The sequence below is a fragment of the bacterium genome (genome assembly GCA_026398675.1).
Lineage (GTDB): Bacteria > RBG-13-66-14 > RBG-13-66-14 > RBG-13-66-14 > RBG-13-66-14 > RBG-13-66-14.
On sequence record JAPLSK010000334.1, the window covers coordinates 1 to 10,075 of the forward strand.

General features: G+C 65.8%; 12 protein-coding genes. 4 read left to right on the top strand and 8 right to left on the bottom strand.

Features of this window, described 5'->3' with window-relative positions; genetic code table 11:
* The coding region (locus NTW26_09780; GenBank protein ID MCX7022541.1) for an aminotransferase class V-fold PLP-dependent enzyme at positions 1-647 on the bottom strand (647 nt) is incomplete at its 3' end.
* A gap of 147 nt (positions 648-794) precedes the next feature.
* Between NTW26_09780 and NTW26_09785 the strand changes: the two genes are divergently transcribed.
* Positions 795-920 (top strand): hypothetical protein, encoded by a 126-nt coding sequence (locus tag NTW26_09785; protein MCX7022542.1) that lies wholly within the window; start codon positions 795-797, stop codon positions 918-920.
* A gap of 39 nt (positions 921-959) precedes the next feature.
* Positions 960-1,334 carry a hypothetical protein gene (locus NTW26_09790; GenBank protein ID MCX7022543.1) on the top strand — a complete coding sequence of 125 codons (375 nt, stop codon included), beginning with the start codon at positions 960-962 and terminating at the stop codon, positions 1,332-1,334.
* Positions 1,335-1,377: 43 nt separating this feature from the next.
* On the opposite strand, the gene NTW26_09795 is transcribed toward NTW26_09790, so the two are convergent.
* The 7 genes from NTW26_09795 to metG are packed head-to-tail and all read right to left on the bottom strand — an operon-like array spanning position 1,378 to position 8,554.
* Positions 1,378-2,673 (bottom strand): radical SAM protein, encoded by a 1,296-nt coding sequence (locus NTW26_09795; protein ID MCX7022544.1) that lies wholly within the window; start codon positions 2,671-2,673, stop codon positions 1,378-1,380.
* Positions 2,670-3,074 (bottom strand): CoA-binding protein, encoded by a 405-nt coding sequence (locus NTW26_09800; GenBank protein ID MCX7022545.1) that lies wholly within the window; start codon positions 3,072-3,074, stop codon positions 2,670-2,672. Before NTW26_09800 ends, NTW26_09795 begins: the two co-directional genes overlap by 4 nt.
* 4 nt (positions 3,075-3,078) lie before the next feature.
* Positions 3,079-3,960, bottom strand: a complete 882-nt coding sequence (locus NTW26_09805) for a metallophosphoesterase family protein (protein ID MCX7022546.1) — start codon at positions 3,958-3,960, stop codon at positions 3,079-3,081.
* Between the two features lie 40 nt (positions 3,961-4,000).
* Positions 4,001-4,699, bottom strand: a complete 699-nt coding sequence (locus NTW26_09810) for a hypothetical protein (protein ID MCX7022547.1) — start codon at positions 4,697-4,699, stop codon at positions 4,001-4,003.
* A gap of 12 nt (positions 4,700-4,711) precedes the next feature.
* A complete protein-coding gene (locus NTW26_09815; protein MCX7022548.1) occupies positions 4,712-5,416 on the bottom strand; it encodes a hypothetical protein in 705 nt (234 codons plus the stop codon).
* Positions 5,413-6,405 (bottom strand): ketol-acid reductoisomerase, encoded by a 993-nt coding sequence (gene ilvC, locus NTW26_09820; GenBank protein ID MCX7022549.1) that lies wholly within the window; start codon positions 6,403-6,405, stop codon positions 5,413-5,415. Before ilvC ends, NTW26_09815 begins: the two co-directional genes overlap by 4 nt.
* 1 nt (position 6,406) lies before the next feature.
* Complete coding sequence (gene metG / locus NTW26_09825) at positions 6,407-8,554, bottom strand: methionine--tRNA ligase (protein MCX7022550.1); 2,148 nt, start codon at positions 8,552-8,554, stop codon at positions 6,407-6,409.
* Between the two features lie 226 nt (positions 8,555-8,780).
* Here metG and NTW26_09830 point away from each other — a divergent pair, with 226 nt between their 5' ends.
* Together NTW26_09830 and NTW26_09835 are read left to right on the top strand one after the other, a co-directional pair.
* Positions 8,781-9,611 carry a hypothetical protein gene (locus NTW26_09830; GenBank protein ID MCX7022551.1) on the top strand — a complete coding sequence of 277 codons (831 nt, stop codon included), beginning with the start codon at positions 8,781-8,783 and terminating at the stop codon, positions 9,609-9,611.
* A 16-nt stretch (positions 9,612-9,627) separates the two neighbouring features.
* Positions 9,628-10,075, top strand: a 448-nt coding sequence (locus NTW26_09835) for a competence/damage-inducible protein A (protein ID MCX7022552.1), incomplete at its 3' end; no start/stop codon positions are given.

The window sequence follows — 10,075 nt, forward strand, 5'->3', positions numbered from 1 at the left end:
CCGGGGTCCATACGGATGGGCACGTGCGGGGCCAGTTGGGCGCCGTCCACCAGTATGCGCGCGCCGTTCGCGTGGGCTATCTTCGCCAGCTCGTGAACCGGAACCAACAGGCCCGTCACGTTGCTCGCCCCCGTGACCGCAATCAGAGCCAGCCGACCGGAGAGGCTCTCCACGAGCCTGCGGGTGGCATCCAGGTCAACGACGCCCTCCGCGGAGAAGGGGAGATAAGCCAGCTCGGCGTACCGCCGCCAGGGCAGGTCGTTGGAGTGGTGCTCCAGCGAGCTCACGAGGACCACGGGGTTCTCGGGATAGCCGAGGGAGCAGGCCAGCTTGTTGACGGCCTCGGTGGTGTTGCAGCTGAAGACGGCGGTGTGGTCGTCTTTCCCGGCCCCGACGAAGTCGAGCACGATCTCCCGGGCCCGCTCGTAGGCGTGGGTGGACACGGCGCTCTTGAAGCCGGTGCCGCGGTGGATCGAGGAGTACCAGCCGATGAGCTCGTCCACCTTGTCCCGCACCGGGGACAGGGCCGGAGTGCTGGCGGCGTTGTCCAGATAGACGTACCGCCGCGTGCCGCCCGTGGCCAGGGGGACCTTTTTGTCCCAACCGACCACGTACTCGCGGATGTTAGTCAGTGATAAATCCGCCAATGCCTCTCCTTGATTTTCCCGCTTGAAACGTAGTCACGCCTCCGGCGAGGCGAATTGACGCCTTGGTTTCGCGCCGCCGGGGGATTATAATACGGAAAACTTGGTAACGCCCCTGGCGAAAAATCCCGCCGGAGGTCTGTTTAAAAGATGCTCCAACGCACGTTGTTCACGCTGCTCCTGGCGTCCTTCCCCGTCTCGGCCCTGACGCTGGACCTGGACGGGCTGAAGGTGGACCTCGACGAGCCCGATGGAACCGAGCAATACGCCTACTAGACGGGGCATATCCTCTTGTTGCGGCCCGAAGGCGAGGCGTTGGGCGTTATCTTCATCTACACCACGGGGGAGTCGGGGTACGGCATCGAGGAGATCGCGTCCTTCTACGACGGCAGCGTCAACACATTCCTGGGGGATATGCTCGCCGATCTCCGCCGGGCCATAACCTCGGGCGACCGGGGTCCCGCCTTCCGCTGGGGCGGCTACAACCGGACGAGCGCCAAAGGGATCCCCATCGCCTCCGCCGATTACTTCCCCTACGGGTACTACAACCTGGACAGCCTGCTCCTCGTCGGAAAAAACCTCATCCGCGTGGACTGCTACTGTCACGACGAGATGGCGGAAAGTTTTCGGGAGGTGATTCTCGCCACCCTCGCCACCATCGTGGAGCATGGGATGAGTAACGGGGGATAAGTTCGCCGGACGCGTAAAAAAGGTGGGGTCGACCCACCTTTTTCTATGCCGGAGCGCTGCAGGTGACGTTTCCGCCCTCCTGCAGGAGCAGTGGACAGCCGCCGCCGCACAGGGGGAACTCGGCGCACCCGCGGCACTCGTCGGGAACCCACTCCCGTTTGCGCAGGCTGACCGCCAGGGGACTGTTCCAGATTTTCCCCCAGTCGTCGGTGAGGATGTTGCCCAACACCTCGAAGTAGCTCTGGCAGGGCAGCACGTCGCCGTTGGGCTCCACGGCCAGGTTGTACCGCGCGGCGGAGCAGGTTTTTATCCCCACGCCCAGTTCGAGCGGATTGAGTTCCTCGTAGCGCGTCGGGGTGTACCAGAGGAAGTTCAAGCCGCGCGAGACGGCGGTGTTGAAAAATTCTTCCACGTAAGGCACCAGCTCGGCCTCGGTCAAGGCGTCGGGATTTGATTTCCCCTTGCCGGAGTGGATCATGCCGTTGGCCGCCACCTGGGTGAGCCCCAGGTCGGCCAGGAATTCCACCGTCCGCCGGAGATGGTCGGCGTTGCGCCGGGTTATCGTCGTGTTGGTCAGGACGTAGAGCGGCTGCGCCAGGGCGTTTTTTATCCCCTGCACCGTCTCCTTCCAGGCTCCGGGGGCTCCCACCATGGCGTCGTGCACCGCCTCGTCGCAGCTCTCCAGCGTAATCTGCACGTGGTCCAGCCCCACCTCCACCAGCCCGGCCAGGAAGTCCCGGTCGGCCAGTTTCCGCCCGTTGGTCAAAAGACCGGTCACCAGGCCGATGTCCTCGGCGTATTCGATGAGCTCGCGCAGGTGGGGGTAGAGGGTGGCCTCGCCGCCGGTGAAGGTCACGTGGGGCACACCGGCCTCCCACAGCTTTTCCATGACCCGGCGCCAGTCCTCCTTGGCCAGAGACGGTTTATCCCGGTGCTCGGGGGCCACGTAGCAGTGGCCGCAGTCTGCGTTGCAGGCGTAGGTGAGGACGAGGTCCACCCGGTAGGGGGCGAAGGTCTCCACGCTGAACGGCTCGTAGCGGTCGAGGTCGAGGTAGGTCACGGGGCAGACGTCGCCGCCGCGGGCCAGCCCGGTGATTATTCCCAAAATTTCCCGGTAATCGGCGAGGGCGATTTTCTTCGGAAGAAGGACGATGGAAACGCCGATACCCACGGCGCCGAGGACGATGAAGAGCCAGCTAACGACGCCTCCCGGCCCGCTCTCGGCGACCATCCGGCTCTCGCCGGGGCCGAAGGTCACGAGGAGGCCGACGAGGAGCAGGGCGAGGCTGACCGCCGCCGCCGCTCCCACCAGGATGAAATCGTAAAGTCCTTTTTTCATAAGCTCACGTAATCCCCGGGATCGGTGATTAGCACGCACCGTCCGTAAACCAGGCTTGCCCCGGCCTCCTCGGCCAGCCGGACCGCTTCGGGGCCGTCGGCACCGGGCTGCATCCAGAAAGTCTTGACGCCCAGCTCCAGCGCCTCCCGCATCACCGCGGCGGTCCGCGGGGGCGGGGTAATGAAGATCACCGCGTCGGGCCGCTCCGGCAGCGCGGCGAGGTTTTTAAAGCAGCGGTCGCCGTCAATCGCGTCGGCCAGCGGGTTCACCGGGTAGACCGTGTAGCGTCCCAACGATTTCAACCGGCGGTAGACCTTGAAGCCGAATTTCCCCTCGTCGCGGCTGGCCCCGGCCACGGCGATGGCCTTCGAACGGAAGAAAGCGGCGATGGCTTCCCTCATCGGTTTATATCCCGTGCATGAGCCGGCCGCCCAGTTCCTCGGGCAGACCGGCGGAGATTATCCGCTCCGCGGCCCGCGGGATGTCGTAGGCCACGCGGTGCAGACGGATCATCAGGTTGCGGAAACCGGGGGTGAACTCCAGAGTGGCGCAGCAGCTCTTCGGGTTGCCGTCCCGGGACTGACCCACGCTCCCCATGTTGATGATGTAGCGGCGGAAGATGCTGGGGACGTGCTCCTCCTCGGTGATGACCTCCACGTAGCCGTCCTCGTGCTGCTCGAAGATGACCGGCTGGTGGCTGTGCCCGATGAAGCAGAATCCCACGTCGAGGGCGTTGAAGGCCCGTTCTATCTCGCGCCGGTTCAAGAGGTAATGCCAGCGCTCCGGTTCGTGGGGGCTGGCGTGGACCAGCCGGAAGAGGACGGACTTCGATTTCTTGTGCCGTGTGGGCTGACCGTCCTCGCCCGCGTCAATGACCATGGGAAGCGCGGCGATGAAGTCCACGTTCTCGCGGGTGATCACCTCGCGGGTCCACAGAATCGCCCTCGCGGCGAAGGAGTTGAACAGGTACTCGGCGCCCGGGGTGACGGCGACGTGGTCGTGGTTCCCCTTCACCGTCACGGTGGTGGTTTCGTCCAGGAAAGCGACCAGGCGCTCCGGGTCGCTCACGTCGGTGGAGGAGAGGTACTCGAGGATCTGCTTCTTGGAGATACGTTTGTCGCCTTCGGCGTAGCGCACGATGTGCAGGCACTCGTTGGGGCAGGCCCCGTACCCGACGATGTCGCCGCCGCAGTAGAGGGCGCTGACCTCCAGGCGCCGGAGGTAGTCCAGCACCATCGCCAGGGCGTCTAGGTTGGCATGTATATCGGAGAAGAAGCCGACGATCAAGGGTCACTCCGGAACGAAACGTAACTTTCGGACAATTCTATCAGAAAACGCCGCCCGCGGCGAGAATACACAGCCAAAGCCAGCCGTAGTAGGCGTAGGACACGACCAGGGGGATGAGCAGATTGTCCCAGCCCCCGGGGAGGAAGAGCTCCGTAAGCGTCCCCAGGGCGCCCAGGCCGAGGGCCAAAAGGACGTTGGTCAAAAGGTTGTGCACCCCGGTGAGGGTCAGGACCAGAAAAATCACGACGGCGGCCGTGACGAACATCGTCAGCGTGCCGACGAGGGTTTTCTCGCCGACAAGTTTCTTTTTCCCCCACTTGTGGCCGAAAACCGCCGCGAGGCCGTCGCCCCAGCCCAGGACGAGTATCCCCATGACGGCCGCGTAGCGGAAATCGCCGGCTCCGATACTCGTCAGCCACCAGAAATGCCAGGTGAGAATCGAGAGGCTGACGGCGAAGAACACGGTGCCCGGACTTTTGTCCCCCGATTCCATCCCCTTGAAGAGGTCGAGCTTCCAGGAGACGTAGTTGAGGACGATGAAGGAGAGCGGACCTACTATCGCGAAGTACCAGTCGTGGAATATGAAGAGGGCGAGGATGATCCAGTTGCTCACCCCGATGTGGATGACCTTCCGCGCCGCCTCTCCGGAGATGGTCCCTTTCCGGGCCAGAACGCCCGCCGTGCCGACGATCGCGAAGACGACCCCGTAGGAGACGGCCAGGGAAACCCACTGGTTCATGGGTGTCTCCTTCTACCCCAGGGTTAGGATGAGGTATCCGCCGACGCCGGCCACGACGCCCGTTATAAGGTTGTCCAACTGAATCGGGCTCACCAGCTCGGCGAGACCCACGAGCGCCCCGAAACCCACGGCGAGGAGGTAGGAAAGCCAGCCGGTGAAACCGAACACGATGGTCACGATTACGAAGGCCGTGACGCCTCCCAGTATCCCGGCCGCGGTGCCGATCTTAGAGCGGTTGCGCCGGAGCTCTCCCTTGCCGAATCGCCGGCCCACTATAGCGGAGAGGCTGTCGGCGATGGTGGAGGGGAAGACGCTGAAGGCGGCGAGGGGTCGCAGGTCGGTACCCCGTCCCAGGTCGGTGAAGAACCAGCCGATGAAGACCGAGACGCACAGGACGATGGCCAGAGCCACGGCGCCGAACCGCCCCCGCTCCGTATCCACGCTTGAGAGCAGGCCGAACCTCATCGAAAGGGCGGTGATTACTAAAAAGACCACCGGCGCCGCCATCGCCCAGTACCAGTCGGTGAAGAGCCAGGGCGCGGCCAGGGTGCAGGGGACCACGGCCATCCCGACGATGTTCCGCGACGAAAGGTCGGAGATGACGCCCCGGAAGCGGAAATGCTCGACGATACCCACGACGAGGAACACATAGGCGACGATGTACGCGATGGAGTATATCTGGGGAATCGGCGGCGTGAGCGGCAGTTGAACGGTCATCTGTTCTCCCCGCCCAGGCCGGGCCAGCGCAGGTTCTCCCGCACCCAGCGGCCGGCCTCCTCGAAGGGGTCCGCGCCGCCGAGGAGGCGTTCCCTCTCCCTCGGCCAGTCCGGTTTCCGGGATTCGGCGAGCCAGCGGTCGGTGAAGGTGCCCGATTCGATTTTTGCCAGAAGCTCCTTCAGCCGCTTTTTTGTTTCCGCCCCGATGACGTCCTCTCCGCCCGTGGCCGCGCCGTAGAGCGCCGTCCCCGATATTTTTTCCCGCATCCCCGCCGTCCCGCGCTCGTACATCAGATCGGCCAGGAGCTTGAGCTGCATCAGGCACTCGATGTAGGCCAGGCGCGGGTCGTGCCCGGCTCCGACGAGGGTGTCCCAGGCCGCCCGGACCAACGCCGGGACCCCGCCACACAGCACGGCCTGTTCCCCGAAGTGGTCAACCACGGTCTCCTCGTGGAAGGTCGTCCAGAGGAGGCCGCCTCGGGCGCACCCCACCGCCCGGGCGTAGGCCAGCAGCCGCTCTTTCGCCTTCCCGGTGGAATCCCGCTCGACGGCCAGGGCCGCCGGCAGACCGCCGCCCGCGAGATAGAGGCTCCTCAACGCCGCGCCGGTGCCCTGGGGGGCAAGGAGAGCGACGTCCGCGTTTTCCGGAGGAACGACCCAGCCCCAGGTCACGGCCAGGCCGTGGAGGAAGATCCATAGTTGGCCGTCTTTTACATTTTTGAGGAATGGAGCGGCGTCGGGGACGGCCTCGTCGGGAATCGCCCAGACCAGCACGTCGGCTCCGGCGGCATCTCCCAGGGAGCAAACGGGTAACTGTTCGCCGCGGGCGGTCTCGATGTTCGGCGAGCCCGCGCGCAGGGCGACCGCCACGTCCACGCCCGCGTCGCGCAGGTTCAGGGCGTGGGCCCGGCCCTGGTTGCCGAAGCCGAGGACGGTCACCCGGCCCAGGTCCAAAGCGGGACAATCCTTCTCGAAGAGGACATCGCGCATTTCACGACACCTTGGACCCCGGCGGGATGTCGCCGTCAAGCGTCAACAGTCGTAAACCGCTTCCCTCTTCCGTGGCGGCCAGGAGCATCCCCCGGCTCTCCACCCCCCGGAGCGTCGCCGGCTTCAGGTTCACCAGGACGATGATGAGCCGTCCTACGAGCGCCTCGGGCGCGTAGTGCAGTGCGATGCCGGCCACGATGGTCCGCTTCTCCGCCCCGAGGTCCACTTCCAGGCGGAGGAGCTTGTCCGCCTTGGGCACCCGTTCGGCCGAGAGCACCTTCCCCACGCGCAGGTCCAGCCGCGCGAAATCGGCGTACTCCAAAAGCGCGTCCGACAGGGGCGGAACGTTCACCTTCTCCTCCGAAACGTGAGGAGACAAGGGGTTTTGCCGGGGGCATAACTCGCTTCGCTCGGTTAAACCCCTTGCCCCCAAAAGATCGTCCAGCGGACGGCCCAGCTTGGCCCTTTGCTTTTCGATCTCCTCCGGCTCGATTTTTCCGAAGAGGACTAGGACCTCGCCGAGCTTCGTTCCGGCGGGGACGAGGTCTACGCGCGCGGCGTCCGCCCAGCGCCAACCCTCGAAGTCCGGGGCGACGCCGAGCTGTCCGGCCAGCCGGGCCGCCGAAGCCGGCACGAAGGGACTGCTCACGATGGCCAGGGACGCCAGGGTCTGGCACAGGTGGTACATCGTCCGGGCGCAGGCCGGGAGGTCATTCTTGCGGGTGACCCAGGGACGCTCGTCGTCGAAGTACTTGTTGCCGGCCCGGGCCACGTCCATCATCAGCTTGGCCGCCTCACGGAAGCGGAATCCCTCGATGCTGCGTGCCACCTCACCCGCCAGGCGGGCCGCCTCGCTCACCAGCGCCCGTGCCGCGGCGTCGGGCTTCCCCGGTTCGGGGACGATGCCGTCGAAGTAGCGTTGGATGAAGACCAGCGTCCGGTGGGCCAGGTTACCGTAGATATCCGCCAGCTCGGAGTTCACCCGCTCGCCGAACTCGTCCCAACTGAAATCGGTGTCCCGGGTTTCGGGCAGACAGAAGGTCATGTAGTAGCGCAGGTAGCAGGCGGGGAAGGCGTCCAGCACGTCGTCCACCCACACGGCCCAGTTGCGGCTGGTGGAGAGCTTCTTGCCCTCGATGTTCAAGAACTCGTTGGCCGGCACGTTCTCGGGCAGGATGAAGCGCCCGGCCTCGGGCACGGACCGATTGTAAGCGAGGACCATGGCGGGGAAGAGAATGGCGTGGAAGACGATGTTATCCTTGCCGATGAAGTGGAACAGGCGGCAGTCGGGGTTGAGCCAGAACGCGCGCCAGGCCTCGGGTTTACCGTGCTCCGCCGCCCACTCCTTGGTGTTGGAGAGGTAGCCCAGAACGTTCTCGAACCAGACGTAGATGACCTTTCCATCCGCTCCCGGCAGGGGGACCTGGACGCCCCAGTCCAGGTCGCGGGTCACGGGGCGGTCCTTCAGCCCCTCCTTGAACCAGGAGCGGCAGTAGTTGAGCACGTTGTCCTTCCAGCCCACCGCGGCGTCCCGCGCCTCGATCCAGTGCCGGAGGTCGTCTTCCAGTCCGGAGAGGCGGAAGTACCAGTGGGTGGCCTCGCGCAGCTCGGGAGCGGTGCCGGTCAGCTTGCTCCGGGGCTCGACGAGGGTCCGGGCCTCGATCCAGTGCCCGCAACTCTCGCACTCGTCCCCCCGGGCGTTATCCGCGCCGCAGTGGGGGCAGGTGCCTTCCACGTAACGGTCCGGCAGCCAGCGATTCACGCTCGCGTCGTAGAACTGCTCCACGGTCTTGGTGTAGAGGAAACCGGCGTCGTGGAGGACGGTGAAGAATTTTTGCGCCGTGTCGTGGTGTGTGGGCGAGGTTGTGCGCCCGTAGAAGTCCAGGGAAAAATCCAGCCTCTCGAAGGTGCGCTTTATGCGAGGGTGGTGGAGGTCCACGATGGCGCGGGGCGTTGTGCCCTGGGCCTCGGCGGCCAGGGTGATGGCGACGCCGTGCTCGTCGGAGCCGCAGATGTAAACCACGTCGTTCCCCAGCCGGCGGTGGTAGCGGACGAAGATGTCGGCGGGGAGGTAGGCGCCGGCGAGCTGCCCCACGTGGAGCGGGCCGTTGGCGTAAGGAAGGGCGCTGGTGACGAGGATTTTTTCCATAAAATTTCCCGGCGGTTTTCAGATTTTTTGGGCAAGGGGTTTAACCGAGCGAACCGAGCGAAGCGAGCTACGCCCCCGGCGAACCGAACGAAGTGAGCTACGCCTCTGGCGAACCGAGCGAAGCGAGCTATGCCTCCGGCAAAACCCCTTGTCTCCTCAGGTCAGGGCAAGCGCAAAGTTTACCACAACCCGCGCGTCCGCGTCGCCTTGTCCACGCCGGGGAGCTGTGCTAGAATCCGCAGTCGTGCGGACCATCGGGGCATCGGTCTTTCTGGGCTTATACGCGGCGCTCGTCATCGGCTGCGGCGGACCGTCGTCCGTGCCCGGTGAGGCGCCGGTCCATCCGGATGCGAGCGTCCCGGTGGGGTATCACGAACCGCTGCACCGCCTCCCGCCGGACACGGTCGAGCCGATCGTCCTGGAATGCTTCGGCGAGCCGTTCGGCGAGCCGTTCGGCGACGCGGACCCGTACTACCTGGGCCGCGAAACAATCGTCTGCCGCGCGGGCCGGTGGCGGTCGGAGTATTCCCTCGAAACCGGCGCGGGCTGGAGCGAGGGCCTTCTCCTCCCCGGCCTGGTCACGCTGACGGTCCACCCGCCCTCGGGGGTCGAGGAGCGGGCCGTGGGGCGTCCGGGCCTGACCCGCCGAGCCGACGTGCTCACCGACGGGCCCTCCCTGGGCGTCATCGCCCTGATTCTGGCCGGCTGCGAGCTGGGTGAGGGGGAGGAGTACCGGCTGCCCGCCCGGGACCTGCGCCAGGGACTGGATTACGACCTGGAAATCGTCGTCGGGGGCTGGTCCGACGTGGAAACGGCCTGGGGCGCGCGCCCCTGTCTTGAAGTTTTCGTCGAGCCCCAGGGGTTCGCTTTTTACCTGGACGATACCGGCCGGCCCTGGTCCGTCCGCTGGCCGGGCGGATTCGCGGAACGAGCCGAGTACGGACACTCCGCGCGTAAAGCGGTCGCCGTCGAAACGCCGGAAGGCGCCGACGAGGCCGAGACGGCTCCGACCGAAACCGAGGAACCTGTCCCCGAGAACGCCGAAACCGGTGCCTGATACGAGAGGAGACCCCGTGCGCGCGGTGATAGTCACCATCGGCAACGAGATTCTCTCCGGCGACACGCTGGACACCAACTCGGCCTTTCTGGCGCAGGGCCTCAACGACCTCGGGATTCGCGTCGGCGCGCGGTACACCGTCCCCGACGACGCGGCCGCCATCGCGGGGGCCGTACGGCGCGGGCTCGGGGAAGCGGCGTTGGTAATCACCACCGGCGGCCTGGGGCCCACCCGGGACGACATCACCCTGGACGCGGTGGCCGCGGAACTCGGCGAAAAGCTGGTCGTGGACCCGGAGCAGGCCCGCCGGGTGCGGGAGGTCTTCGACCGGCGCGCCATCGAGATGCCCGCCATCAACGAGAGCCAGTTCCGCCGCATGGAAGGCGCGGTAATCGTCTACAACCCATCGGGCACGGCTCCGGGGCAGCTCGTTCCAGCCGATTCGGGTCACGTCTGCCTCCTCC

Bases quoted from the DNA above. Each gene is read 5' to 3' on its own strand.
- NTW26_09815 (MCX7022548.1), bottom strand. From the start codon at position 5,416: ATGACCGTTCAACTGCCGCTCACGCCGCCGATTCCCCAGATATACTCC.
- ilvC (MCX7022549.1), bottom strand. From the start codon at position 6,405: ATGCGCGATGTCCTCTTCGAGAAGGATTGTCCCGCTTTGGACCTGGGC.
- NTW26_09800 (MCX7022545.1), bottom strand. From the start codon at position 3,074: ATGAGGGAAGCCATCGCCGCTTTCTTCCGTTCGAAGGCCATCGCCGTG.
- NTW26_09810 (MCX7022547.1), bottom strand. From the start codon at position 4,699: ATGAACCAGTGGGTTTCCCTGGCCGTCTCCTACGGGGTCGTCTTCGCG.
- NTW26_09785 (MCX7022542.1), top strand. From the start codon at position 795: ATGCTCCAACGCACGTTGTTCACGCTGCTCCTGGCGTCCTTCCCCGTC.
- NTW26_09795 (MCX7022544.1), bottom strand. From the start codon at position 2,673: ATGAAAAAAGGACTTTACGATTTCATCCTGGTGGGAGCGGCGGCGGCG.
- metG (MCX7022550.1), bottom strand. From the start codon at position 8,554: ATGGAAAAAATCCTCGTCACCAGCGCCCTTCCTTACGCCAACGGCCCG.